Genomic DNA, 25,735 nt, shown 5'->3' with positions numbered 1-25,735 from the left:
CGAGCAGCGCGAGGATGCGCTCGCGGGCGGTCAGCTTGCCTTTGGCGTGCACCTTCTCGATCGCGGCTTCGCCGGACGGTGCCATCGCTGCTTCGCGGCGGCTACGCAGGTCGGCGAGCTTGCCCGCCGTCGTGTGAATGTCGGGCGTGGCGGCCGAACCCTGCGCAGTCGAATCCTGGACACTGGTCATGGGCAAACACTTTAACCACGGCTGTGATGTGCATCCCGACCGAGGGGCGCGTTCGATGCACTTCCGGCAGGCTACCGACGAGTACGAAAATCGACGGGTTCGACGGGGCAATATGCTCTTGAATCATGTGGACCAATCTCGATCGACCCCCACTCGACGTCTCGGCACTTCGGCGCGCTCTCGTCGACGGACCGCAAGCTTCCTGGTCGAGGCTCGATGTGGTGGAGGAGACGGGGTCGACGAACGCCGATCTGATCGCGAATGCGGCCGGCCTCGCGGACCGGACGGCACTCGTCGCCGAGCATCAGGCGACCGGTCGCGGCAGGCACTCCAGGTCGTTCTCGGGTCCACCGCGTTCACAATTGTTGATGTCGGTTCTCGTGAAATTCCCAGGCATCGACCCGTCGATTCTCGGGTGGCTGCCGCTTCTGACCGGAGTTGCCGTCGTCGACGCGTTGCGTACTGTCGCGGCCGTCGACGCGGCGTTGAAATGGCCCAACGACGTTCTCGTAGGTGGCCGTAAGGTCGCGGGCATTCTGGCGGAGGTGGCCGTCCACGGGCAGACACCTGCCATCGTGGTCGGTATCGGTCTGAACGTTTCGATGACGCAGGAAGAGCTGCCGGTCCCGACCGCCACGTCCCTCGCCTTGGAGAACGCTGCCGTGACGGACCGCGACACCCTCCTGCGTGCGATTCTGCGGGGTATCGGCGCCGAGGTCGATTCGTGGAAGAACTCGGGCTGGAACACCGACCACCTCGCGAGCCGCTATCGCGAACGGTGCGACACCGTAGGCCGTCGCGTCCGCGTGGAACTTCCGGGTGACAAGCAGATACTCGGCGAGGCGGTCGACGTCGATCAGCAAGGGCGCATAGTCGTCCGCGACGACGAGACCGGCAAACCGGTACCCGTCGCCGCGGGCGACGTGACGCATCTCCGTGCCATCGAGTCCGACTGACGAAAGATCGACTCCTAGAGTGTCTGGGCTCGCGCCGGCTCCCAGGTGGCGACCGCCCAGATCACGACCAGGTCGATGGCGATGATGAGGATGGACCACAGCGGGTAGTACGGGAGCCACAGGAAGTTGGCGATGATCGACAGCGATGCGATCACGATCGCGGCGAACCGTGCCCACGTCGCACCGGACATCAATCCGATACCGGCCAGCAGAAGCAGGACGCCCACGACCAGGTGGATCCAGCCCCACGTCGAGATGTCGAACTCGTAGGTGTAGTTGTATCCGACGACCAGCAGGTCGTCCTTCGCGATGGCGGCTATGCCCTGGAAGATGGACAGAACTCCGACCGTCAGCAGAATGATGGCCGCCGCGATCGATCCCCCTGTTGCGGCAGCCTGGTGGTTGCCCCTGGGCCTGGCTCCTTCGGTCTTGATTTGTTCGCTCATGTGCTTCGCCCCTTTCGAAGTTGTCTCCCATTCTCGAGCAGCGGGCTAGAGCACACATCATCCGTACCGGATGATGTGTGCGGCGAGAGGGTGCGGCGACACTGAGTGCGGACCGGCCGCCTGGAGCAGCGTCTGTCGGTGCTGCGTTTCTCGAGTGCCCCGGGGGGAGTCATGGCACAGCCGCAATCGCCGACGTGGTCGATGCCGCGCGGAGTCATCGTGTTGCTCGGTATCGCGGCGCTCGTCGTCGCCGTCGCGGGAACTCGCGCGTTCGCGGGGGTCGTCGGGCCGACCTTCCTCGCCCTGATGCTCACCGTCGTCGTCCATCCGCTTCCCGAGTGGCTGCGCCGCACAGGGGTGCCGAACTGGATCGCGACCGTGCTGGCGATTCTCGTCGTGTACGCGATCCTCGGCATCCTCGTCCTGTCGTTGGTGTTCTCGACCGCGCGGCTCGCCACGTTGCTCCCGACCTACGCCGACGACTTCGACGGTCTCGTCGCGGACGTGCAGAAGTTGCTGTCGGACAACGGCATCGGTCAGGATCAGATTCACGACCTGCTGTCGAAGCTGGACGCGTCGACCATTTTCGGGTTGGTCGACGGCATTCTGACCGGGGCGTTGTCGATCTTCTCGAACCTGTTGTTCGTGCTCGTCCTTCTGCTTTTCATGGCGGTCGACGCCAGTTCGTACACTCCGCGAACAGCGATACTGCTGCGCACGCGTCCGGACATCGCCGACGCGTTCCGCAGGTTCTCGTCCGGAACCCGTACGTATCTCGTCGTGTCGACGGTCTTCGGACTCATCGTCGCCGTCATCGACGCCGGTGCACTGTGGGCGATGGGCATACCGCTCCCGGTTCTCTGGGGCCTGCTCGCGTTCATCACGAACTACATCCCGAACATCGGTTTCGTCATCGGACTCATCCCGCCCGCGCTGATCGGACTCCTGCAGGGCGGGCCGAAGCTGATGATCGCCGTCATCGTGGTCTACAGCGTCGTCAACGTCGTGATCCAGTCGATCATCCAACCGAAATTCGTCGGCGACGCCGTCGGGCTGTCGGTGACGTTGACGTTCTTGTCGTTGGTCTTCTGGTCGTGGGTGCTCGGACCCCTGGGCGCGATCCTCGCGATCCCGCTGACGCTGATGGCCAAAGCGTTGTTGGTCGACATCGACCCGGCCACCAGGTGGGTCGACGTCCTCGTCTCGAGCGGGCCGCCGCCCGAACCCGAGAAGTCGACCGCGTCGCCGCCTGCGCCGGAGACCGACGGGCCCGAACTCGTGGAAGGATCGCCTCACAAGGACGAGAAATCACCCGAGGAGTGAGAGCGATGGGCTACCCGCAGGATGCGCTGGCCGACGAGGAAGAATTGCTGCTGCATCACCACCCTCACTGGAAGATGCTGGTTCTGCCCGCTCTCACGTTCATCGCCGTCACCGCCGTTGCAGGGTTCGCGATCGGCGTCATCTCGGCACGTCTCGACGGAACCGCTGCGACCGTCGCATCGATCGTCACCGCGGTGATCTGGGTGATCGTCGTCGGCTGGAGATCCGTCGCTCCGCTGATCAGCTGGCAGTGCACGCACTTCATCGTCACCGATCGCCGAGTTCTGGTGCGGCAGGGCGTCATCACCCACTCGGGCATCGACATCCCGATGGGTCGCATCAGCAACGTGCAATTCCGTCACGGGCTGGTCGACCGCATGCTCGGAACAGGCACCCTCATCATTGCCTCCGCGTCCGACGACCCACTGGAGTTCGACGACATCCCACAGGTGCAGCGTGTGCACTCCCTGCTCTACCAGCAGGTGTTCGACTCACTGGAGGTCCGGCGCGATGCCGTGTACGCCGACGAGCCGAACGACGGCGACGATGTCGACGGGGCTGTCAAGCGCGGGTGGCGTGCGGGACGACGCCGATAGCCCCCTCGTCCCGTTCGCCGGAATACACCGTTCTCACAGAATCGAACCGTAGGCTTGCATTCGTGACCGATGTGCTCTTGGCAGAAGACGACGAAGCTATCGCGGCCCCGCTCTCGCGCGCCCTCACCCGTGAGGGCTACACGGTGACGGTCGAGCAGACCGGTCCTGCCGCGTTGCAACGAGCACTCGACGGCAACTACGACCTGTTGATCCTCGACCTCGGTCTGCCCGGCATGGACGGTCTGGAAGTGTGCCGTCAGGTGCGCGCGAACAAATCCGAACTCGCGGTGCTCATGCTCACCGCGCGTACGGACGAGGTCGACTTCGTCGTGGGGCTCGACGCGGGCGCCGACGATTACGTCGGAAAGCCTTTCCGGCTCGCGGAATTGATGGCCCGAGTCCGGGCACTGCTGCGCCGACGCGGCCCCGGCGAGGACTCGCCCGTCGAGGTCGGATCGATCAGGCTCGAGCCGGCTGCCCGACGCGTTCTCGTGGGCGGCACCGAGATCTCGCTCGCCAACAAGGAATACGAACTGCTGAAGGTTCTGCTCGACCATGCGGGTCAGGTCGTCTCCCGCGAGACCATCCTGCGCGAGGTGTGGGGCGACGCCGAACTGCGCGGCTCGAAGACTCTCGACATGCACATGTCGTGGCTACGCCGGAAGATCGGCGACGAAGGTCCCGTCGCCGAGCGTCGAATCGCCACGGTCCGTGGCGTCGGGTTCCGCATCAACAACGACTAGAAGAAGCACATGCGTCGCCGCATACTGCAGTCGATCCTGGCCGTCGTCATCATCACGGCCCTTCTGCTCGGTCTGCCCCTGATGTACACCGCGTGGCTGTGGGTCGAGGATTTCACTCGCGACGACCTGCAGCGCCGACTGGACAGGATGGCGTCGGAAATCCTGTCTCAGGAAGCAGACACCGGCATGGTCCAGGGTGAGCTCGACATCGGCTCGCTGCGTCTGGCCATCCCGCAGGGTGGCCGGCTCGTCGTCGTGTATCCGACGCCTCAGGACGCGGCGTCGCGCGTCGACATCGGTGAGTCGTTCGTCCCGCGTCCGCTCGTCGAGTCGCTGTCGATGGGAACGTCCGGTTCGTTGCGCCTCGAAGTGCCGTCGGACGACATGCGCACGCTGCAGAAGCAAGCCGTCGGCGCGGTCGGTCTCCTCGTGTTGGCCTCGATCCTGACCGGCACCGCCATTGCCGTGCTGACAGCGAAACGCTTGTCCGACCCGCTACGTGACGTCGCGGGCCGCGCGGCTCGCCTCGCCGAGGGCGACTTCCGTCCCGATTCGACGCGGCACGGCATCGCCGAACTCGATCGCGTGTCCGACGTGCTCGATGCGGCGACAGTCGAGATCGCGGGCCGGCTTCAGCGCGAGCATGCGCTCGTGGCCGACGTGTCCCATCAGCTGCGCAGTCGTCTGACGGCGGTGCGGCTGCGCCTCGACGAGTTGTCGACGCACCACGACCCCGACGTCGTCGGCGAGGCCGAGGAGGCGATGGCTCAGGTCGACCGGCTCACGTTGGCGATCGACGAACTGGTCCGTTCGTCCCGCAGCGACGGTGCGCCCGGCGCACAGGAGGTCCCCGTCATCGCGGAACTTTCCGGCGTGGTCGGGGAGTGGCAACCGAACTTCGACGACGTGGGTCGCACTCTCGTACTCAAGGGAGACGCAGATCTGACGGCGTCGGTGACCGGATCTCGTCTCCGCGAAGCGGTGTCGGTGCTCGTCGACAACGCGCTGTCCCACGGCGGTGGCACCTGCACGGTGGCGGTACGGCTCGTCCCGGCGCTGGAGACTGCCGAACGCAGGCGCGAGCCGCTGGTGTGCGTCGAGGTGTCCGACGAAGGCGCAGGCGTCCGTGACGAACTCGCGCCGCACATCTTCGACCGTGGCTTCTCGGGTGCCGGTTCGACCGGCGTCGGATTGGCGTTGGCGCGTGCGCTCGTCGAAGCAGACGGAGGGAGGCTCGAACTGCAGCGACGCAAGCCAGCGCTGTTCTCGGTGTTTCTCCCGGCGTTTCGCGAACCGGTGATCCGCAGCGGACCGACTCAGGTGAGGGAGCCGCGTTAGCGGTGGCTCAGCTGTGGCCGAGTTGTTCCTCGGCTGCTTCCTCGGGCGTCGGGTCGTAGTCGGTGGACCCGGCGGCCGCGCCGCGAGCGTTCTCGTCCGGAAACGCGAACTTCCGCAGTGCCCAGAAGCGGAACGCCATCTGCAACAGGTTGCCGATGATGTAGTTCAGCACGAAGTCGAGAATGACCAGCATCGTCAGGCTGGTGTGACCTTCGCGAATGTCGAAGAGATTGTTGGCGATGAAGAGCGGTGCAGCGGCGAGGATCACACCGATACCGCTGATCGCGAAGAACAGAAGTGCCTCGTGATGACGTTCGCGGCCGCCGCGATTCTTGAACGCCCACTCGCGGTTGAGGATGTAGCTGAGGATGGTCGCCATGACGCCGGAGATGACCTTGGCGACCACGGGTTTGGGCTCGAGGATCGTCAGACTGAGCGAGTAGAAGATCGCCAGGTCGAAGACCATGGTGGTACCGCCGACGATGGCGAACTTGATGAGTTCGCTGTGACGAATCGCGAGGTCCCGAACCGGTCCGGGCAGGCGATGAATCACATTGTCGATCAGAGGCACAACGAAGGAGTCTACGAAACGTAGTGCGATTCGAGCGAACCGGCGCGCAGATCATCAGCGATCTCTCAGAGAGTCGCGGGGGACTGGTGCCCGCCGGACACCGCTCGCATGACACGATAGGAAGCCGTGACTGGTCAATCTCCGCGCCCCACTCCTCCACGCTCGTCGACGACCGGTATGCCCGTCGTCACGATGATCGGCGGGGGACAGCTCGCGCGCATGACGCATCAGGCTGCGATCGAACTCGGCCAGACGTTGCGCGTTCTGTCGGCCGGTGCCGACGAGCCGGCGGCCCAGGTCAGCGCCGACGTCGTTCTCGGCCATCACGACGACTTGAACGCGTTACGATCGGCTGCGACCGGATCCAACGCGGTGACGTTCGACCACGAGCACGTGCCGACCGAGCACCTCGACGCGCTCGTCGCCGAGGGCGTCAACGTGCAGCCGCCGCCGACGGCGTTGATCTACGCGCAGGACAAGCTGAAGATGCGTCGCAAGCTCGGTGAGCTGGGTGCCCCGATGCCCGCGTTCGCGGAGATCACGTGGGCCGGTGACGTGACGAAGTTCGGTGACGAACACGGCTGGCCCGTCGTCATCAAGTCGATCCGCGGCGGATACGACGGCCGCGGCGTCTGGATGCCGGCGGACTCGGACGAAGCCGAACAGATCGTGCAGCGGCAGCTCGACCTCGGCGTTCCGCTGATGGTCGAGGAGAAGGTCGATCTCGCCCGTGAGCTGTCGGCGATGGTCGGACGGTCGCCGTTCGGTCAAGGTGCCGCCTGGCCCGTCGTCGAGACGGTGCAGCGGGACGGGCAGTGCGCCGTCGTCATCGCGCCCGCGCCCGCGCTCGACGAGGACGTCGCACTCGACGCCGAGCGGCTCGCGCTCGGGTTGGCCGCGGAACTCGGCGTCGTCGGCGCCATGGCGGTCGAACTGTTCGAGACGAAGGACGGCAAGATCCTCGTCAACGAACTCGCGATGCGCCCCCACAACTCCGGGCACTGGAGCATGGACGGTTGCCGCACATCGCAGTTCGAGCAGCACCTGCGAGCCGTGCTCGACTACCCGCTCGGCGACACGACGCCGTTGGCCCCGGTCACCGTCATGGCCAATATTCTCGGCGCCCCCGAGGCGCCGGAGATGTCGATGGACGAACGCCTGCACCACCTGTTCGCACGCATGCCAGACGCCAAGGTGCATCTCTACGGCAAGGGCGAACGCAAGGACCGCAAGATCGGACACGTCAACGTGCTCGGAGCGGCGAAGGGCAGCCTGAGCGACGCGGAGTACGTTGCCGCAGTGCGCGAGAAAGCAGAGCGTGCGGCGCACTGGATGTCGCACGCCGTATGGACCGACGGATGGGATCCCCACAGCAATGACTGACGCAGGACAAGGCCCGCGGGTCGGCCTGATCATGGGCAGCGACTCCGACTGGCCGGTCATGGAGGCCGCCGCAGAAGCGTTGGCCGAGTTCGGTATTCGATTCGAGGTCGGCGTCGTGTCGGCGCACCGCACGCCTCAGCGCATGCACGATTACGCGACGAGCGCCGCATCGCGTGGGCTGCAGGTCATCATCGCGGGCGCGGGCGGTGCCGCACATCTGCCCGGCATGGTCGCGTCGGCGACGTCGTTGCCGGTCATCGGTGTTCCCGTTCCGTTGAAGTACCTGGACGGAATGGATTCACTGCTGTCGATCGTCCAGATGCCCGCGGGCATCCCGGTGGCGACGGTGTCGATCGGCGGTGCGCGCAACGCCGGACTGCTTGCCGCGCGCATCCTCGGCGCGAGCGATCCGGCGCTGCGCGCGCGCATCGAGCAGTTCCAGGCCGGTCTCGAACAGATGGTCCTGGAGAAGGACGAAGCGCTGCGCGCGAAGCTCATGCGCTGACGCGCCTGTGCGTGGATAGTCGCAACGGAGGCCAACTATGCACGCACGGGTGCGGAGCGCATCACGCGGCAGCATCGGATCGCTCGTCGCGACCTACGTCGCGCTCGGTTATGCCCGCCTGTGGCGCGCCAAGATCGCGTTCGACGACGACCACCGTCTGTTCGTCGCGTCGGGCATGCGCGGTGGATTCGGCCGCGGCGGAACGACGATCGGCGGGGTCTATCTGACGCGCACCAACACCTCACGCGCGGTGTTGCGTCACGAGAGTGTCCACGCCGGCCAGTGGGCGCGCTACGGGGTGCTGTTCGCGGTCCGATACCTCGTCGAAGAGGTCAGGCATCCCGGCGCGTCGAACAAATACGAAATCGAAGCCGGGCTGAGCGATGGTGGGTACAAAGGCAAGCCCCCGAGGTTCTAGCCCAGAGTCTTCGTGACTTTCTCGGTGGCAGTGCGCCGTTCGAGCTTCGAGGAGTCCGGGTTCGAGACCTGCACCAGCGACGCCCCGACGACCAGCACCGACAGCAGACCGTCGATCAGCTCGTCGGGCGTGCCCCACGACAGCGACGACAGCACGCGGTCGCCTACCGCGAGCGAATGTGCCTCTGCCCGAGCACGAGCCGCAGCGAGGACCTCGCCGACCGGCCGGCCGTCCAGGGCCGGGCCGTCACCCGACGGACGGAACTGATCACCGTGGACGCGTACCGACGTCGCATAGTCGGTGACGCCGACGGGAAGATCGGCGACCGGCTTGCCGAATGCGTCGAGGGACAGCGCGAGGATCTCCGGGATGTCGCCGGCGTCGTCGACCCGGTTGCCGTGTACGAGAGCAACTTCCGCGTCGGGATCGGCAGTGAGTACCACCTCGGCACCTGCCCACCAGGCACCGAGCAGCACGGCCGCAGTCTGCCAATGAGCAGGCAACAACACGCTGACCTTCGCGCCCGGCTGCAGCCCGATCTCGTCACGAAGCAGGTTGGCGGTCTTGGCCGCCCAGTTCGCCAGCGTGACCGCGGAGACCTCGATGCGCTCACCGGTCGCGTCGTCGTAGAACGTCACGCGCGGACCCGCGGGATCCGTGCGGAGAATCGGGTCGAGCAGTTTCTCTGTCAGAGTCGCAGCCACGAGTGCCACCCTATCGGAGACGTTGCGATCGGCTCAGTTCACGCAGGCGGGGCCGGTCGAGCCCGCATCGATCGGGGGAGCAGGCGATTCACCGCCCGACGCGGCGAGCTGGTCGGTCGTCGTGGTCGTCGTCGTGGATCCACCCGCGCCGGGGCCCGAGTAGTCCGACGCGAGGACGACTCGGACGGTGTCGTCGGTCAGCGTGTCGTCGGAGGTGATGTCGATCCCGCCGAGCGCGGCCGACACCGCCTTCGCGGCGTCGCTGTCGGGGTCGGCGGCCTGAACCGTGCTGGTGGACACCGACGTTCCCTCGTAGTTGCCGACGGTTCCGTTGCCGTAGCCCAGCGATCCGAGCGAACTCGCGACGCCGTTGGCAAGTCCGTCTATGCCGCTGTCGTTGGCGACGTCGACGGTCACCGACGACGGATCGATCTGGGGCGCTTCGGGTTCGGCCGTCGACTCCGGCTCGTCCGCGGTGCCGTCGAGAAGTCCTTCGACGTACTTCTTCACGGCGGCGGGGTCGACCTCGACGATGGACTCGCCGTACTCGGTCGAGCCGTTGATGTCGACGGCGGGGATGGTCTCGAACTTGACCTTGCCACCGGCGAGGTCCTGCAGCCGTGTCGCGAATTGCAGTATGTCCCAATCGGAGTCGAGGACGACCGACCGCTGCACCGCGGCGCTCAGCTGACCCAACTTGGACGGGTTGCTGAGCGTCTTCGCGCTCAGCACGCTGCGCACCAGCGAGGCCATGAACACCTGCTGCCGCACGATGCGATCGAGGTCGCCGCGGGGAAGACCGTGTCGCTGGCGGACGAAGCTCAGCGCATCGGAGCCGGACAGGGTCTGTTCTCCCGCAGGGAAATTCGCACCGGACATCGGTTCGTCGACGGGCGCGTTCAAACAGACGTCGACGCCACCCACGGCATCGGTGAGAAGAACGAACCCGAGCAGACCGACCTCCGCGTAATGGTCGACGGTGATGCCGGTCAGGTCGGCCACCGACTCGATCAGTGCCTCGCGGCCGGCTTCGGTGGACTGGGTTTCCGCGTCGGAGTCGGACACACCCTGATTCACCAGTTCCAGGCGCTTGTTCTCCTTCGTCGCACCGTACGCGGCGTTGATCTTCGACTTGCCGATACCGGGCACCTCGACGTAGGAGTCACGCGGTATCGAAATCGCCGTGGCCGACGAGCCGTCGTTGGGGACGCGGATCAGCACGATCGTGTCGGTGTTCGACGCCACCTCCTCGCCTGCACGCAAGGAGTCGAGCTCGCTCTGCGACAACGCGTTGCCGTGCGCGTCGGTGCGGCTGTCGGTGCCGACCATGAGAATGTCGACGGCGCCGTCCGCGCCGCCGCCGAGGCCGAGAGCGCCCGCGGACGCGATGTTCGATCGAAGGCTGTCGACGCTGCGCCACGCGAATCCGGTCACCACGAGGACCACGACCGACACGGCGGCGACGAGAACCTGTGGCGGTTTGAGCCTGCTCGCCCCTGTGGTCCCCGAGAGTGGGGCGGCGTCACGGCGAGGGCTGCGTACCCGTTCGGCGCGCGAGTCGGGGCGTCCGGGCGCACCGGGCTCGCCTGCATCGCTGCGCCTGCGGGATTCACCGCGCACTCGAGATTCACCGCGCATTCGAGATTCACCGCGTCCACGAGGCTCGCTGCGTCGCACACGGGAGCGTGGATCTCTCCCCGACGCATCTGACTCTCGTGACACCTGGTGACCTCTTTCGTTCGGCGTTTCCTCCGTCGTCCCGAGGAACCAGGCTACTTGTGAAATCTCACTGCTTCGCTCAGGCAGCGACGGCGTGCCACACTTTGCAACTGTGGTGAACATCCTTGTGACCGGTGCCGGGGGACAGTTGGGACGTCAGGTGGTGGCCCTCGCAGGCGATCGCAGTGATGTCGGTCGCGTGATCGGGGTGACCAGCGGCGACCTGGACATCACCGACGCGGCGGCAGTAGCCGACGCCGTCGAACCCGGGTCGGTGGTCGTCAACTGCGCGGCGTACACCGCCGTCGACGCGGCCGAAACGGACGAGCAGCGCGCACTCGCCGTCAATGCGCACGGGCCGAGAAATCTCGCGGAGGCCTGCGCGCGGGCATCGGCGACGCTGATTCACGTGTCCACCGATTACGTGTTCGACGGCACCGCCGACGCCCCGTACGAGACCGACGCCGCCACCGGACCCCGCAGCGCCTACGGCCGAACGAAGCTCGCGGGGGAGCATGCCGTCCTGCGCGCGTTGCCGTCGGCGTCCGTCGTTCGTACCGCCTGGGTGTACACCGGCGACGGCGCGGACTTCGTGTCGACGATGCGACGTCTGGAACGCGAGCGCGAGACGGTGACCGTCGTAGACGATCAGACCGGATCACCCACCTACGCACGTGACCTGGCCGGCGGACTGCTCGAACTGGCGACGGCTCCGCGCCCGGCCGGGCCGATCCTCCATCTCACCAATTCAGGTACGGCGACGTGGTACGACCTGGCACGCGCGGTCTTCGCAGGCGTCGGAGCCGACCCCGACCGTGTGAGGCCGTGTTCGAGCGCCGAGTTCGTCCGTCCGGCTCCGCGGCCCAGCTACTCCGTGCTGTCGGGCGCGGAATGGGAGCGGGCCGGGCTGACACCGCTCCGCGACTGGCGTGACGCTCTGGACGACGCTCTCCGCGCGGTCGGCGCCCGGGCCTGACACGGAGCTACCGCTAGTCTTGCCGCGTGAGTTCCAAGCTGGCCGTCGTGACGGTGACCTATTCGCCCGGTAAGTACCTGGACCAGTTCCTCGAGTCCCTGGACTCGGCAACGGACGAGAAACCGCTGGTCATCATGGCCGACAACGGCTCGACCGACGGCAGTCCCGAAGCCGCTGCGGTCAAGTACCCGCACGCCAGGCTGTTTCGGACCGGCGCGAATCTGGGCTACGGGGGAGCGGTCAATCGTGCCGTCGCGGAGATCGACGACAGTGTCGAGTTCATCGCCGTCGTCAACCCGGACGTGAAGTGGCATCCCGGTGCGCTCGACGGTCTGCTCGAGGCTGCGGAGCGCTGGCCGCGGGCCGGTGCGCTCGGCCCGCTGATTCGCGAACCCGACGGCAGCCGCTACCCGTCCGCACGCGCGGTGCCGAACCTGACGTCGGGTGCGGGGCATGCGTTGCTCGGGAAGATCTGGGCCGGGAATCCGTGGACGCAGCAGTACCGACAGGACAACGAAGCTGTGACCGAGCGAACAGTGGGCTGGCTGTCCGGCTCGTGCCTTCTGCTCAGACGCGCCGCATTCGACTCCGTGAACGGGTTCGATTCCCGTTATTTCATGTATATGGAGGACGTCGACCTGGGCGACCGGCTCGGAACGGCCGGATGGCTGAATGTGTACGTGCCGAGCGTGGAAGTCACCCATTCCAAAGGCCATGCAGCAGGCAGACATCCGGAGTTGATGCTCCCGGCGCACCACGCGAGCGCTTATCGATTTCAGGCAGATCGTCACCCGCATCTGTGGCAAGCTCCCCTACGATGGGCGCTACGCGCCGGATTGGCCGTGCGCTCGAAGGTGGTTGTGGCTGCGGCACTTCGACAGCGACAGATCGACGACAAGAGAGAGGCCGATGATGTCAGCTGAGGCGGGAAGTAACACTGACGCCGTTATCCTGGTAGGCGGCAAGGGGACTCGGCTTCGGCCGCTGACCCTGTCGGCTCCGAAGCCCATGCTTCCCACGGCAGGTCTGCCGTTCCTGCACCATCTGTTGGCTCGCATCAAAGATGCGGGTATCGACCACGTCGTGCTCGGCACGTCGTTCAAAGCCGAAGTCTTCGAAGAGCATTTCGGGGACGGCTCGTCGCTCGGCATGGAGATCGAGTACGTCACCGAAACGGAACCGATGGGAACCGGCGGTGGCATCAGGAACGTGCTGCCTCGCCTCCGTGCGGACAACGTCATGGTGTTCAACGGCGACGTCCTGGGCGGCACCGACCTCACCGCAGTGTTGGACACCCACCAGCGCACCGACGCCGATGTGACGCTTCACCTCGTTCGCGTCGGTGATCCCCGTGCGTTCGGTTGTGTCCCGACCGACGAGGACGGCCGCGTCACGGCGTTCCTCGAGAAGGCGCAGGATCCGCCGACAGATCAGATCAACGCCGGCTGCTACGTCTTCCGCCGCGAGATCATCGAGAAGATTCCCAGCGACCGCCCCGTGTCGGTCGAACGTGAGGTCTTCCCCGCACTGCTCACCGAGAACAAGCGTGTCTTCGGACATGTCGACAGCGCGTACTGGCGCGACATGGGAACGCCCGAGGACTTCGTCAAGGGCTCATCGGACCTCGTGCGCGGCATTGCGCCGTCGCCCGCTCTGACCGGGACGCGCGGCGAGTCTCTCGTTCATCCGAGCGCTGGCGTTGCACCCGGTGCGTTGCTGATCGGTGGCACGGTCGTCGGCCGCGGCGCAGAGGTCGGAGCAGGTGCCCGCCTGGACGGCGCGGTCATCTTCGACGGCGCGGTCATCGAAGCCGGTGCGGTGGTGGAGCGCTCCATCATCGGTTTCGGTGCCCGCATCGGCCCTCGCGCACTCGTGCGGGACGGTGTCATCGGCGACGGTGCCGACATCGGCGCACGCTGCGAGCTACTGCGCGGCGCCAGGGTATGGCCGGGTGTGAAGCTTCCCGACGGTGGAGTCAGGTTCTCCACCGACGTCTAACGTTTCTCCGCGAGTCCGACGAGATGGGCGATCGTGTCCGCCTCGGCGGACTCGGGGAGAGCGTCGACCGGCCACCACCGCAGATCGGTCGACTCCTCGCTGCGCACCGCCCGAGCACCCTCCGGCGCGCGCACCAGGAATCGCAGGTCGAGATGACGCGTCGGCTTCCCCAGCGAGCACGTGATGGGGTGCGTGTGCGCAGAGAGCAAGTGCGCGTCGATGTCCAGATCGTGGATACCGGACTCCTCGCGTGCCTCTCGTAGCGCCGCGTCGACGACGGAGCTGTCCGACTCTTCGCAGTGACCGCCGAGTTGGATCCACCGTCCGACCCGCGGATGCAGCGTCAACAGCACATTCTTTCCCGACGCGTCCAGCACCAACGACGAGGCGGTGATGTGTCCCGCCTCGTTGGCGCGCATGCACCCGTTCGGATTGCTGGCGAGAAATGCAAGCATCGTGTGACGGAGCGAATCCTCGTGCCACTCCACGGTGTTCCACGCGTTCAGTACATCGACTGCCGAATCGTGCAGTGCGAGAGCCTCATCGGTGACGGACACGTCAGATCTCCACCAGTTCGTTTCCGGGCGTGCGGGGGTCGCGCGGTGTCAGTTCCTCGTGTGGATGCCCGATCGCGATGGCGCCCATGGCTTTCCAGTCCGCACGTAGACCCAGCTCGGTACGGACGAGGTCGGAGGCGAAGATGGTCGAGCCGACCCAGCAGCTTCCGAGGCCGCGGACCGCGAGCGAGACCAGAAGCCCCTGCACGGCCGCGCCGACCGCGACCGTGAACATGGTGTCCTCCGCGCGGGTGCGGCGTTCGTCGGGATAGGAGTGGGCACCGTCCGGCACACAGAACGGAATGACCAGTTCCGGAGCGTCGAACAGGATGTCTCCGCGGGAGGTGCGCGTCTCGATGCGCTCCTCGGTCCACCCGTCGGCGCGCAGGTCCTGCTTCCACTTCTCCTTCATCTCGCCGAGCAACCGGGCACGAAGCGCGGGCGTTCGCACCCACACGAAGCGAACGGGATGCGTGTGATGCGGTGCGGGTGCGGTCAACGCGTCGCCGACGGCATCTCTGATGTCGTCGGCGTTCACGGGCTCGTCGGTGAACGACCGGACCGAACGACGCAGCAGCAGTGCCTCGCGCCTGCCCTTGTCGATCGACTCGGCGGTACCGAGCCAGAACAGGTCCTCCTCGCCCGGTCTGACGAGGTCACGTGCGACGGAACCGTCGTCCACGGGTGCGAGACCGCGAACGACGGCGACCGGGACCGAACCGAGCTTGCCCTTGACGAGGTCTCCGGCTGCGGCGATCTCGTCGGCGACCGCCACTTCGGTGACGACGAGTTCGTTCCCTTGGCTGTCCTCGGCGCCCGCGTACGCGTGGACGACGGCGAGTCCGGCGGCTCCGATCGCGACGTCGGTCTGACCGATGCGCCACGCCCTGCCCATTGTGTCGGTGACGACGACGGCGACGGTCACGCCGAGCGAGCCGACGAGTGCGGATCTCAACGCTGCCGCACTCGCATCCGGATTCTCCGGCAGCAGAGCGAGTTCCGCGCGATCGACGTTCGATCCGTCGATTCCCGACGCCGCCTGCACGATCCCGAGTCGGTTCTCGGTGATGAGCGTGCGGCCCTTGCGTGCGACGACGCGTACTGCTTCCTGATCGACGAGGCGGCGTCGGGCGGCGTCCCTCTCGTCCGGATCGATCGGCGCGTCGACCAGTCGGCCCTCGACCTTGGAGAACACCTTGCTCGTCACGACGAGGACGTCGCCGTCGCGAAGCCAGGGGGCGCTGCGGGCGATCGCGCCCGCGAGGTCGTCGCCCGGTCGGAACTCGGGAAGACCCGGTACCGGGATGACCTCGATGCGGCCGCCAGGTGAATGGTCCTGCGGCACTGAAGAATTCACAGGTCCACCCCCGCGCAGTGCAAGGCGGCTGCGGCCATCCGTGCGGTCGTCTCGGGATCGGTCATCAACAGTGGAACACTGCGGACGTCGACGCCGGGAATCGTTGCCGTGTCGGTCGAGTGAATCAACCAGCCGTCGAGGATTCCCGTGTCCGACCGTGCACCATAATACTTTCCGACGGCTTCCGCGGTGGTCTCGACGTCGATCACGGACAAGCATTCGTCGGCCATTCCGCGCAGCGGTTTGTCGTCGACGATGGGGGACAGGCCGACTACTTTCGCAGCCGTCGTGCGCAACGCGCTGCGAATGCCGGGCACCGCGAGAATTGCTCCGACGCTCACGACGGGATTCGACGGCGCGAGGATCACGGCATCCGCGTCGGCGATCGCCTCGAGCACTCCCGGTGCGGGACTTGCCTGTTCGGCACCGATGTGCGCGAAGCTGTGTGTCTCGATCTGTGCGCGGTAGCGAACCCACCACTCCTGGAAGTGAATTGCGCGCTGCGATTCACCGCTCGGATCCTCGGGATCGGTGACGACGACGTGCGTCTCGCTTCGGTCATCGGTCACCGGCAGTAGACGCAACCCCGGCTTCCATCTGTTGCAGAGAGCTTCGGTGACGGCCGACAACGGGTATCCGGTGCGCAACATTCTGGACCTGATGAGATGCGTCGCGATGTCACGGTCACCGAGGCCGAACCAATCCGGGTCGGCTCCATAGGCGGCGAGTTCGTCTCGTGCATGCCACGTTTCCGCGACGCGGCCCCATCCGCGCTCGGTGTCGATCCCGCCGCCGAGCGTGTACATGCACGTGTCCAGATCGGGGCAGATGCGCAACCCGTGCATCCACACGTCGTCACCGACATTGACGATCGCGGTGATCTCGTCGTCCTCCCCGAGAAGGGATTTCACACCCTGCAAGAACCGGGCTCCGCCCACGCCTCCGACCAAGACAGTAACTTTCACAAGGTCGAAGCCTAGGCCGTGCGCGTGAACCGTGGGTAGGCGAGTGCCTCGTGGATCGAGTCCGGCGCTCGCTCCACGCGCGAACACCTGCGACACGCTGACGACGCTCGCCGATTCGGGGAGGGTGCCGAATTCGAGCCGAAGATGGTATTGGAATATCGTCGATCAGCTTGACCGCAGCGGTGTCCGGCGTGTCTAATCACATGTATGTCATTCCACGATCGTTCGACGAATTTCGTTGGAGTGGCCCTGGATTCGAACACGCGTTCCCATGTGGCGGCATCGCGTCGGGACGTGTAGTAAAGGTCGAGGGTTCGTTGGGTGGCAGCGAATACCGGCGCGGGGCAAGGTATTCGGAACCGACCGAATTTTCTGCGCTATTCGAAGGTGAGGAGGCGGAAGCGATGTACGACCAGCACGTGACACGTGAAACACGGGGCGAAACCGGTGCTCACCTCAGCGCAGTCAACCACGCGCCGCAGACCGATTCCGAAGCAGGCGCAGCATCACGCGGCTGCGACGACAACATGATCGACATCTCGATCGGCACGACCGCCGACGCAGGTGCGGACGCCACCTCGGTGTCCGTGGCTCCGTCGCCGGATGTGACGCCGGTCGACGCGGGCGCCGCGTATCTCGCGGCCGCGGTGATCGACGAAAGCGATTCTGCGGCAATCGATTCGATTGACGATGACGGAGGCGACGACGACCTCGTCGACTTCGACGGTGACGAGATCTCGTCGCGCGCACCGGAGAAGCCGCTTCTGAGTCTGATCGCCGGCTTCGATCAGATGTTCGAAGAGATCGAGGATCAGTGGCAGGAGCGTGCACTGTGCGCTCAGACCGATCCCGAAGCGTTCTTCCCGGAGAAGGGTGGATCCACTCGCGAGGCGAAGCGCATTTGCCTCGGCTGTGAGGTCAAGGACGAGTGCCTCGAATACGCGCTGGCGAACGACGAGCGCTTCGGAATCTGGGGTGGACTGTCCGAGCGCGAGCGTAGAAGGCTCAAGCGCGGCATCGTCTGATCAGCCGCCGACCGTCGGCGGGGCCTAGATGTCGTCGTCGAATTCCGGGTCGACGACCTCGGGTTCGACGCCGAGGTAGGTTGCGACCTGTTCGACCAACACCTCGTAGAGCAGATCCTCTAGATCCTCGGGGTGCTGGGCGCGACGTTCGAGTGGGCGTCGAAAAAGAACGATCCGGGCGCGTGTCGTCTCTCCGCGCCGGTCTATTCCTGCGGGCACCAGCCGCGACAGCGGAACCGGCCCCTCTGCCACCACCTCCGGTGGCCAATCGATCGAGTCCGGGTCGATCGCTCTGATCTTCGGGACCTCGTCGACCGCGATGTCGAGACGTTCGAGGCGTTCGTGCAGTCGGTGATCGATGCGTGCGAACGCCTCGAGCACGGCACGATCGAAGCGGTCGGCGCGTGTGCGATGGCCCGGCAGATCCGGGGGGATGATCGGTCCGCGGATCCCGCGACCGCGTCGTTCGGCGGATCGTGATGTGTGTCCGGAACCCGTTCTGGCCATACCGTGAGGTTATCTTCGGTGATTCGCGGTGTGTCGAGGGGTCGGCCGGAGCGGGGGAGGTAGTCTCTCGCATGTGAGATCACTGCGTGGATGCTGCCGACCGGGGTGTAGTCGTTCGGCCGTTGCGACGCTCACGTATGTCTACTCCGATTCGACCGCGGTCGTCGGACCTCTCGCCACCGTGGACGAGCCGCATTCGTGGGACCTGTGTGAAGTGCATGCCTCGACCACGACGGCTCCGAAGGGCTGGGAGCTCGTCCGCTACGAGGGCGGTTACTCCTCCACCTCGCCCGACGAGGACGATCTGACCGCTCTCGCCGAGGCCGTCCGCGAGGCCGGCCGCGGCGATCGGCCGCGTACGGACGAGGTGAGCACACAGTCCGAGGGGCGCCATGCTCGTCGAGAGGACTCCGAGGATCGACCGACGCCGCCGCCTGCGCGCACGGGTCGCCGTGGACATCTGCGCGTACTGCCGGACCCGACGTCCTGACCTGACTTCGCTGCGTCTCTGCTCGCCGCCAGTTGTTCTGCGCGAGCGTGTTTCGCATACTTTCGATCACAACTCGGTGAGTTCGGCGCGCCCCGTTCGCCCGGTTGTGGAAGATTCGTGATCGAGTTCGATGTTTAGATCGAGTTCGATCGTCGCATCCAATTCTGGACCGTTCGCCCCACCCACATCACGAGGAGTCGTTCGTGGCACGAACTACCGAGTCCGTCAACGCGGTCATCAAGGCTTACGACGTGCGAGGGGTGGTGGGTGAGCAGATCGACATCGAGTTCGTACGTGACGTCGGTGCAGCATTCGCCAGATTGGTGCGGGACGGCTCGACCGACCGCGTCGTCGTCGGCCACGACATGCGTCCTTCGTCTCCCGAATTGTCACGGGCGTTCGCCGAGGGCGTCACCGCGCAGGGGTTGGATGTCGTCCTGATCGGACTGGCGTCGACGGACCAGCTGTACTTCGCATCCGGTCTTCTCGAATGCCCCGGTGCGATGTTCACCGCCAGCCACAATCCCGCGCAGTACAACGGCATCAAGTTGTGCCGAGCCGGCGCGAAGCCCGTCGGTCAGGACAGCGGCCTGGACAAGATCAAAGCCGAACTGGTCGACGGCATCCCCGCCTACGAAGGTGAGCCGGGAACGATATCGGAGCGCGACGTTCTCGACGAGTACGCGGCGTTCGTGCGTGAACTGGTCGACCTGACGAAGGTGTCCGGCGTCAAGATCGCGGTCGACGCTGCCAACGGCATGGGCGGACACACGGTTCCAGCGGTTCTGGGGTCGCTGCCGGTCACCGTCGAACCGCTGTACTTCGAGCTCGACGGAACCTTCCCGAACCACGAAGCCAACCCGCTCGATCCCGAGAACCTGAAGGATCTGCAGAAGTTCGTCGTCGAGACGGGCGCCGACATCGGACTCGCGTTCGACGGCGACGCGGACCGATGCTTCGTCGTCGACGAGAAGGGCGATCCGGTGTCTCCGTCCGCGGTGACGTCGCTCGTTGCCGAACGCGAGCTCGCCAAGGAGCCCGGCGCGACGGTCATCCACAACCTGATCACGTCGCGCGCTGTGCCGGAACTGGTCACCGAGCTCGGTGGCACGCCCGTACGCACCCGCGTCGGCCACTCGTTCATCAAGCAGCAGATGGCCGAAACCGGAGCGATCTTCGGTGGCGAGCACTCGGCGCACTACTATTTCCGCGATTTCTGGGGTGCGGATTCCGGCATGCTTGCCGCGCTGCACGTGCTGGCCGCGCTGGGCTCGCAGGACCGTCCGCTGTCGGAGCTGATGCAGTCCTACGAGACGTACGCGGCGTCGGGCGAGATCAACTCGACGGTCGCCGACGCAGCCGAACGAACCGCTGCTGTGCTCGACGCGTTCGCCGATCGCACCAGCGCAGTCGATCGCTTGGACGGCGTCACCGTCGACCTGAAAAACGGTGCCTGGTTCAATCTCCGTGCGTCCAACACCGAGCCACTGCTGCGGCTGAACGTCGAAGCCCGCACGAGCGAGGAGGTCGACGCATTGACCTCCGAGATACTCGGCGTGGTGCGAGCCTGACTGGAATAGTGAACGAGTAGATCGGACCGAGAGAGTGAACGAGCGAGTTCGACGAGGAGAGGACGGTGTCGACGGATCATGACTGCCGCGTCGCCCCTGTTCGATCTCGACGACTCCGACGCTCTGGTCGCCGCCGACGTCGACGGTGTTCTTCGTAGCGCAGCCCTGGCGGGAGCTCAGGCTCGGGCCACCTCGACCGCCGTCGTCGAATCGGTGTCCGATCGGCTGCGCGATCTGCGTCCCCGCAGCGTCGTGTTCGTCTGCGGCGACGGTAGAGCCGGGCGGGCGGCATCCGTTCTCGTCGCCGCTCTCGGCTCGCGAATCGGAGTTCCACTCGTGCACGCACCAGGGACACCGCCATGGGTGGGGCCCTTGGACGTCGTGCTCGTCAGCGGTGACGATGCGGGAGACCCGAGGCTCGCGGAGTCGACGGCGGCCGCGGTGCGACGCGGTGCCGAGACCGTGCTCGTGACGCCGGACGAAGGGCCGTTGCGGTCGGCGGCTGCAGGTCGAGCAGTGTTCGTTCCACCGAAAATCGCAGTGCGAGAACACAATGCGATCATGCGTTATCTGGCTGCGGGTATCGCAGTCCTCGGCACTCTCTCCGACGGTGCCTACCGGCAGCTGCTGCCCGACCTCGACGTCGTGGCCGATCTCCTCGACGCAGAAGCGGCGCGGAATCACCCGACGCACGAGGTGTTCCACAACCCTGCGAAGTCCCTGGCGGCGCGAATTTCGGGGGCGCGGGTGGTACTGACCGGATCCAGTCCAGTGTCGGTCGAGATCGCCCGTCACGCCGGCGAGGTGTTGTTCCGAGCAGCGGGCGTCGTGAGCGCCACGGGAGAACTCGGCGACGTCGTGTTCGCCGCCGTCGCTGCCGGACGGTCTGCCGCCACCGACAGTGGCGCGTCGTACGACCCGTTGTTCCACGACGAGCAACTGGACGGGCCGCGACCCCAGCCACCGGTACGGGTGGTGGTGTGCTCCCCGCCGGACGCGGTCGCGCTGACGGAACGGCGGACCGCAGCAGTCCCGGACGCGCTCGTGTTGTCCGCGGACACCACGATGTTCGATCCGCGGACGTCCGGGTACACCGAAGCCGGTCGGCGAGTGCCGGAGGACCGGACGCCCGACATCGAAGCCGTGAACCTGGGCGAACTGGGAGCTATGACGTTGTTGGCGACGCGGTTGGAAATGGCCGCCGCGTATCTACATGTGATGGGCGGTAGGTAGTGCATTTCCTGCACGGGGCAGTCAGGTCGTATGCGTGGGGGTCGCGGACGTCGCTCGCAGAGCTGCGCGGGCACACGGTGCCGTCGGAACATCCGGAAGCGGAGATCTGGCTCGGTGCCCATCCCGCCGATCCGGCACACGTCGGCGACGGTCCGTCGAAACAGTCGCTGCTGACGCGAATCGAGGAGGACCCGGTACGCGAGCTGGGCGCCGATACCGCGAAGACGTACGAGGGACGGCTGCCGTTCCTGCTCAAGCTGCTCGCGGCGGACGAGCCCCTGTCGCTGCAGGCCCACCCGAGCGCCGCGCAAGCGAAGGAAGGCTTCGCGCGCGAGGAAGAACTGCGCGTCCCGATCGATTCGCCGGTCCGCAACTATCGCGACGCCAGCCACAAGCCCGAGCTGATCGTGGCGTTGACCGAATTCCATGCGCTCGCAGGCTTCCGGTGCCCACGGCAGACCGTGGAGTTCATGGATGCGCTCGGTGTCGAGGCGCTGTCCGTCTACCGTTCGCTGCTCGCCGACCAGCCCGATCAAGCCGGACTGCGCACCGTGTTCACGTCGTGGATCACCCTGCCCGGCCCCGCGCTCGATGCGTTGCTGCCCCTCGTGGCCGATGGTCTGGTCCAGTACCTGTCGACGCGCGCGCAGGAGGATGGGGGCAAGTTCGTCGCCGAGGCCAGGACGTTGCTCGAGCTCGGTGAGTCCTATCCGGGCGACGCGGGTGTTCTCGCGGCGATGCTGTTGAACCGTGTCACCCTGAACCCGGGGCAGGGTCTTTTCCTCGCTGCGGGCAACCTGCACGCGTACCTGTCGGGTACCGGTGTGGAGATCATGGCCAACTCCGACAACGTACTTCGAGGCGGTCTGACGCCAAAACACGTCGACGTACCGGAATTGCTGCGCGTACTGGACTTCGAGCCGGCCGAGGTGACCGTGCTCGATCCGGCCTCCGATTCGGTCGAACTGCCCGTGCGCTACGACACTCCGGCCCCGGAGTTCGCCCTGTCCAGGTCGATGCTGGCCGACGGAAGCTCGGTGAAGCTGGACAGCGCAGGACCCCAGATAGTCTTGTGCACCGACGGTCGCGTCGCGCTCGACGACGGGAACACGGAGTTGATCCTCGAACGCGGCGCGTCGGTATGGGTACCGGCGGCGGATCCGGTGGTTGCGGTGCACGCCCGGTGGGGTGCGGCAGAAGTGTTCAGCGCCACAGTCGGCTAGCGTACGAGATGCACAACACATGAGTCTGCGCCAAGCAGAATTGTCGACAGGTGGAACACATGCATGAAGAGGGCGCCGGCAACTCGAAGCAGCCGGCACGCCGTTCCGGGATCTTCCGGACGAAGTCGGTCGAGCAGTCGATGCGCGACACCGACGAACCGGACACCAAGCTCCGGAAGGACCTCACGTCCTGGGACCTGACCGTGTTCGGTGTCGCGGTCGTCATCGGTGCGGGCATCTTCACCCTGACCGCGCGCACCGCGGGCAACGTCGCCGGTCCGTCGGTGTCTCTCGCATTCGTGCTGGCCGCTGTCGCGTGCGGTCTTGCTGCCTTGTGCTACGCCGAGTTCGCGTCGACGGTTCCCGTGGCGGGCAGCGCGTACACGTTCTCCTACGCCACATTCGGCGAGTTCATCGCGTGGATCATCGGATGGGACCTCATCCTCGAGTTCGCGCTGGCGTCCTCGGTCGTCGCCAAGGGCTGGTCGCTGTACCTCGGCGAGGTTCTCGGATCCGCGTCGCCGACGATCGAGATCGGGTCGCTGAACTTCGACTGGGGCGCACTGCTCATCGTGCTGATCATCACCGCGTTGCTGGCCACCGGTACCAAGCTCTCCTCGCGAGTGTCCTTCGTCATCACCGCCATCAAGGTCGCGGTCGTGCTTCTCGTGGTCGTCGTCGGTGCGTTCTACATCAAGACCGACAACTATTCGCCGTACATCCCGCCGTCCGAGCCCGGATCGACGGGTGAGGGTATTCACCAGTCTCTGTTCTCGTTCGTCACCGGGGCCGGTGGAAGCACGTTCGGCTGGTACGGCTTGCTCGCCGCCGCCAGCCTCGTCTTCTTTGCGTTCATCGGTTTCGACGTCGTCGCCACCACCGCAGAGGAGACGAAGCAGCCGCAGAAGGCCCTCCCACGAGGCATCCTCGGTTCGCTCGCGATCGTCACCGTTCTGTACGTCGCGGTCACCCTGGTCCTGACCGGCATGGTCAAGTACACCGAACTGGCGGGCGATTCCTCGACTCTGGCAACCGCATTCGAACTGAACGGCCTCACGTGGGCGAAGAACATCATCTCGTTCGGAGCGCTGGCCGGCCTGACGACCGTCGTCATGGTGCTCATGCTCGGACAGACGCGTGTGCTGTTCGCCATGTCGCGTGACGGTCTTGCTCCCCGTGGGCTCGCGCGGACCGGCCGACGCGGAACCCCCGTCCGTATCACCTTGCTGGTCGGGTTCGTCGTGGCCGTTCTCGCCGCGTTCTTCCCGATCGGCACGCTCGAAGAGATGGTCAACTCCGGAACGCTCTTCGCATTCGTGCTCGTGTCCATCGGAGTGATCGTCCTGCGTCGAACCCGCCCGGATCTTCCGCGCGGTTTCAAGGTTCCGTTGATGCCCGTCATTCCGATTCTCGCGGTCGTTGCATGCCTGTGGCTCATGATCAATCTGTCCGTCGAGACGTGGATCCGATTCCTCGTCTGGATGGCGATCGGCGTCGCGATCTACTTCCTGTACAGCAGGCGTAACGCCGAGAAGACGATCCGTGAGCGCGAGCAATCGATCGCTCAGGCGGCGCGCGAGTAGGTCGAGAACCGGATGACGGGACGGATCGTCACGCTTCCAGCCGGTCGTACGGTTGTTATAAGCTTCCCGAACCAACCTTGAGTCGGATAACGAGGGGGTTCGCGTTGGGTGGGGTCGGCCAGGTGGGTGCGTCCGTGGATGCACCCACCAGCAGCGTTTCAGTCGAACACGAGGTGCCGAGTGCATCGCTCCGTCGGCGCCGAGGCGTGAAACGGTATCTGTGGATGCTCGGCCTACTCGCTCCCGCGTCGGCGCTTCTTCCGTCACAGCTCGTGATGTGGACGGGCATGCCGATCTTCTGGTGGAGCGGCGTGATGATCTTCTTCGTCGTCATTCCGATCATCGATGCCGTCGCAGGCGAGGACGGTAACAATCCGTCCGACGACGACATCGAGTCGATGGAACAGGACCGGTACTACCGCTGGTGCACCTACCTGTTCCTGCCGGTTCAGTTCGTCACGCTGCTCGTCGCCTGCTGGATGTGGGCGTTCGGCGGGCTGACCGTCGTCGACAAGGTCGGCCTGGCCGTCACCGTCGGTCTCGTCGCGGGCACCGGCATCAATGCAGCCCACGAGCTGGGCCACCGCATCGAGCAGCATGAGCGATGGCTGGCGAAGGTCGCGCTGACGCAGACGTTCTACGGACACTTCTTCGTCGAGCACAACCGGGGCCACCACGTGCGTGTCGCCACCCCCGAGGATCCGGCGACGGCGCGCTTCGGCGAGGACGTCTACACGTTTCTACCGCGCAGCGTGATCGGCGGCCTACGGTCGGGATGGTCGCTCGAGAAGCAACGGCTCGCCCGTCTCGGCCTGCGCACCTGGAGTATCCGCAACAATCTGGTTCATTCGTGGCTGATGTCCCTGGCCCTGTTCGCCGTCCTGGCGGTGGTATTCGGTCCGGGGATTCTGCCGTACCTGGCTCTGCAGGCCGTCGTCGGATTTCTGCTGCTGGAAGTCATCAACTACGTCGAGCACTACGGACTGCTGCGTGAGAAGAACGCCCGAGGACGCTACGTACGGACGTCCGCGCGCCACAGCTGGAACAGCGATCGACTGTGCACGAACATCTTTCTGTATCACCTGCAGCGACACAGCGACCACCACGCCAACCCCGCCAAGCGGTATCAGACGCTGCGTGCCTGTGACGAAGCGCCGCAGCTGCCTGCCGGGTACGCCACGATGGTGCTGCTCGCGCTCGTGCCGCCGCTGTGGCGTCGCGTGATGGACCCTCGGGTGCTGGCGCACTACGACGGCGACGTCACGCGCACGAACATTCTGCCTCGCCGACGCGAGAAGATCCTGGCGCAGCACGACATCGGGACGAATCGGGCAGCATAGACCGGCGGGCAGGTGGGA

The 25,735-nt window shown here is 65.8% G+C and carries 26 protein-coding genes and 1 pseudogene; 18 read left to right on the top strand and 9 right to left on the bottom strand.

From position 1 onward, the window contains the following. Positions 1-190 (bottom strand): annotated as a pseudogene (locus DK926_RS18560) (methylmalonyl-CoA carboxyltransferase); the annotation flags it as partial. Between the two features lie 125 nt (positions 191-315). On the opposite strand from DK926_RS18560, the gene DK926_RS18555 reads away from it, so the two are divergent. Continuing rightward, a complete protein-coding gene (locus DK926_RS18555; RefSeq protein ID WP_114331598.1) occupies positions 316-1,146 on the top strand; it encodes a biotin--[acetyl-CoA-carboxylase] ligase in 831 nt (276 codons plus the stop codon). A gap of 14 nt (positions 1,147-1,160) precedes the next feature. On the opposite strand, the gene DK926_RS18550 is transcribed toward DK926_RS18555, so the two are convergent. After that, complete coding sequence (locus tag DK926_RS18550) at positions 1,161-1,592, bottom strand: hypothetical protein (protein WP_068421572.1); 432 nt, start codon at positions 1,590-1,592, stop codon at positions 1,161-1,163. Positions 1,593-1,763: 171 nt separating this feature from the next. On the opposite strand from DK926_RS18550, the gene DK926_RS18545 reads away from it, so the two are divergent. The 4 genes from DK926_RS18545 (at position 1,764) to DK926_RS18530 (ending at position 5,592) form a co-directional block, all read left to right on the top strand. Beyond that, on the top strand, positions 1,764-2,915 hold the full coding sequence (locus DK926_RS18545; protein ID WP_243636889.1) for an AI-2E family transporter: 1,152 nt from the start codon (positions 1,764-1,766) through the stop codon (positions 2,913-2,915). Positions 2,916-2,920: 5 nt separating this feature from the next. Then, positions 2,921-3,511, top strand: a complete 591-nt coding sequence (locus tag DK926_RS18540) for a PH domain-containing protein (RefSeq protein ID WP_068421564.1) — start codon at positions 2,921-2,923, stop codon at positions 3,509-3,511. Between the two features lie 62 nt (positions 3,512-3,573). Further along, positions 3,574-4,254 carry a response regulator transcription factor gene (locus DK926_RS18535; RefSeq protein WP_068421561.1) on the top strand — a complete coding sequence of 227 codons (681 nt, stop codon included), beginning with the start codon at positions 3,574-3,576 and terminating at the stop codon, positions 4,252-4,254. 9 nt (positions 4,255-4,263) lie between these two features. Continuing rightward, positions 4,264-5,592, top strand: a complete 1,329-nt coding sequence (locus DK926_RS18530) for an ATP-binding protein (RefSeq protein ID WP_114331597.1) — start codon at positions 4,264-4,266, stop codon at positions 5,590-5,592. 7 nt (positions 5,593-5,599) lie between these two features. On the opposite strand, the gene DK926_RS18525 is transcribed toward DK926_RS18530, so the two are convergent. Next, positions 5,600-6,163, bottom strand: a complete 564-nt coding sequence (locus DK926_RS18525; protein ID WP_068421556.1) for a GtrA family protein — start codon at positions 6,161-6,163, stop codon at positions 5,600-5,602. A gap of 126 nt (positions 6,164-6,289) precedes the next feature. Between DK926_RS18525 and DK926_RS18520 the strand changes: the two genes are divergently transcribed. Genes DK926_RS18520 through DK926_RS18510 form a run of 3 tightly spaced genes read left to right on the top strand, consistent with a single transcriptional unit; the run spans position 6,290 to position 8,469 of the window. Then, on the top strand, positions 6,290-7,546 hold the full coding sequence (locus DK926_RS18520) for a 5-(carboxyamino)imidazole ribonucleotide synthase (RefSeq protein WP_114331596.1): 1,257 nt from the start codon (positions 6,290-6,292) through the stop codon (positions 7,544-7,546). Next, positions 7,539-8,051, top strand: a complete 513-nt coding sequence (gene purE / locus DK926_RS18515; RefSeq protein WP_114331595.1) for a 5-(carboxyamino)imidazole ribonucleotide mutase — start codon at positions 7,539-7,541, stop codon at positions 8,049-8,051. The genes DK926_RS18520 and purE overlap by 8 nt, the downstream gene beginning before the upstream one ends. A gap of 37 nt (positions 8,052-8,088) precedes the next feature. Further along, positions 8,089-8,469 carry a hypothetical protein gene (locus DK926_RS18510; RefSeq protein WP_114331594.1) on the top strand — a complete coding sequence of 127 codons (381 nt, stop codon included), beginning with the start codon at positions 8,089-8,091 and terminating at the stop codon, positions 8,467-8,469. On the opposite strand, the gene DK926_RS18505 is transcribed toward DK926_RS18510, so the two are convergent. Continuing rightward, positions 8,466-9,173: a TIGR03089 family protein gene (locus DK926_RS18505; RefSeq protein ID WP_114331627.1), complete on the bottom strand. Its 708-nt coding sequence runs from the start codon at positions 9,171-9,173 to the stop codon at positions 8,466-8,468. The two genes, DK926_RS18510 and DK926_RS18505, sit on opposite strands and share 4 nt — an antisense overlap. A gap of 33 nt (positions 9,174-9,206) precedes the next feature. Beyond that, entirely contained in the window at positions 9,207-10,811 is a 1,605-nt protein-coding gene (locus tag DK926_RS18500; RefSeq protein ID WP_114331593.1) for an LCP family protein, read from the bottom strand. Between the two features lie 193 nt (positions 10,812-11,004). Here DK926_RS18500 and rfbD point away from each other — a divergent pair, with 193 nt between their 5' ends. From rfbD to DK926_RS18485, 3 genes are read left to right on the top strand one after another with little or no spacing between them, the layout of a single operon-like run. Next, positions 11,005-11,868, top strand: a complete 864-nt coding sequence (rfbD, locus tag DK926_RS18495) for a dTDP-4-dehydrorhamnose reductase (RefSeq protein ID WP_114331592.1) — start codon at positions 11,005-11,007, stop codon at positions 11,866-11,868. 26 nt (positions 11,869-11,894) lie between these two features. After that, complete coding sequence (locus DK926_RS18490; protein ID WP_114331591.1) at positions 11,895-12,791, top strand: glycosyltransferase family 2 protein; 897 nt, start codon at positions 11,895-11,897, stop codon at positions 12,789-12,791. After that, positions 12,781-13,866: an NDP-sugar synthase gene (locus DK926_RS18485; protein ID WP_114331626.1), complete on the top strand. Its 1,086-nt coding sequence runs from the start codon at positions 12,781-12,783 to the stop codon at positions 13,864-13,866. Before DK926_RS18490 ends, DK926_RS18485 begins: the two co-directional genes overlap by 11 nt. Here DK926_RS18485 and DK926_RS18480 read toward each other — a convergent pair. The 3 genes from DK926_RS18480 to cofD all read right to left on the bottom strand — a co-directional run bounded on the left by DK926_RS18480 (position 13,863) and on the right by cofD (position 16,745). Then, on the bottom strand, positions 13,863-14,321 hold the full coding sequence (locus tag DK926_RS18480) for an NUDIX domain-containing protein (protein ID WP_114331625.1): 459 nt from the start codon (positions 14,319-14,321) through the stop codon (positions 13,863-13,865). The two genes, DK926_RS18485 and DK926_RS18480, sit on opposite strands and share 4 nt — an antisense overlap. 103 nt (positions 14,322-14,424) lie before the next feature. Continuing rightward, entirely contained in the window at positions 14,425-15,780 is a 1,356-nt protein-coding gene (locus tag DK926_RS18475) for a coenzyme F420-0:L-glutamate ligase (RefSeq protein WP_114331590.1), read from the bottom strand. Beyond that, positions 15,777-16,745: a 2-phospho-L-lactate transferase gene (cofD, locus tag DK926_RS18470; RefSeq protein ID WP_114331589.1), complete on the bottom strand. Its 969-nt coding sequence runs from the start codon at positions 16,743-16,745 to the stop codon at positions 15,777-15,779. The genes DK926_RS18475 and cofD overlap by 4 nt, the downstream gene beginning before the upstream one ends. A 791-nt stretch (positions 16,746-17,536) precedes the next feature. On the opposite strand from cofD, the gene DK926_RS18465 reads away from it, so the two are divergent. Then, on the top strand, positions 17,537-17,770 hold the full coding sequence (locus tag DK926_RS18465) for a WhiB family transcriptional regulator (protein ID WP_027498876.1): 234 nt from the start codon (positions 17,537-17,539) through the stop codon (positions 17,768-17,770). A gap of 24 nt (positions 17,771-17,794) precedes the next feature. On the opposite strand, the gene DK926_RS18460 is transcribed toward DK926_RS18465, so the two are convergent. Beyond that, entirely contained in the window at positions 17,795-18,277 is a 483-nt protein-coding gene (locus DK926_RS18460) for a metallopeptidase family protein (RefSeq protein ID WP_114331588.1), read from the bottom strand. A 73-nt stretch (positions 18,278-18,350) separates the two neighbouring features. On the opposite strand from DK926_RS18460, the gene DK926_RS18455 reads away from it, so the two are divergent. From DK926_RS18455 to DK926_RS18430, 6 genes are all read left to right on the top strand, one after another. After that, positions 18,351-18,767, top strand: a complete 417-nt coding sequence (locus DK926_RS18455) for a DUF3499 domain-containing protein (RefSeq protein WP_174551350.1) — start codon at positions 18,351-18,353, stop codon at positions 18,765-18,767. 203 nt (positions 18,768-18,970) lie between these two features. After that, the gene (locus DK926_RS18450) at positions 18,971-20,338 is read left to right on the top strand and encodes a phosphomannomutase/phosphoglucomutase (protein WP_114331587.1); all 1,368 of its coding nucleotides are present in this window, start codon (positions 18,971-18,973) and stop codon (positions 20,336-20,338) included. Between the two features lie 78 nt (positions 20,339-20,416). Continuing rightward, positions 20,417-21,571, top strand: a complete 1,155-nt coding sequence (locus DK926_RS18445) for a tobH protein (protein ID WP_114331586.1) — start codon at positions 20,417-20,419, stop codon at positions 21,569-21,571. After that, on the top strand, positions 21,571-22,794 hold the full coding sequence (gene manA / locus DK926_RS18440; protein WP_114331585.1) for a mannose-6-phosphate isomerase, class I: 1,224 nt from the start codon (positions 21,571-21,573) through the stop codon (positions 22,792-22,794). Before DK926_RS18445 ends, manA begins: the two co-directional genes overlap by 1 nt. 59 nt (positions 22,795-22,853) lie before the next feature. Then, entirely contained in the window at positions 22,854-24,377 is a 1,524-nt protein-coding gene (locus DK926_RS18435; RefSeq protein ID WP_114331623.1) for an amino acid permease, read from the top strand. A gap of 224 nt (positions 24,378-24,601) precedes the next feature. After that, the gene (locus tag DK926_RS18430) at positions 24,602-25,717 is read left to right on the top strand and encodes an alkane 1-monooxygenase (protein ID WP_114331622.1); all 1,116 of its coding nucleotides are present in this window, start codon (positions 24,602-24,604) and stop codon (positions 25,715-25,717) included. The last annotated feature ends 18 nt before the right edge of the window (positions 25,718-25,735 follow it).

It is taken from the genome of Rhodococcus sp. Eu-32 (assembly GCF_003336925.1).
Classification (GTDB): domain Bacteria; phylum Actinomycetota; class Actinomycetes; order Mycobacteriales; family Mycobacteriaceae; genus Rhodococcoides; species Rhodococcoides kyotonensis_B.
The sequence above is the reverse complement of the archived record's forward strand: the minus strand, read 5'-3'. Positions and strand labels throughout refer to the sequence as shown.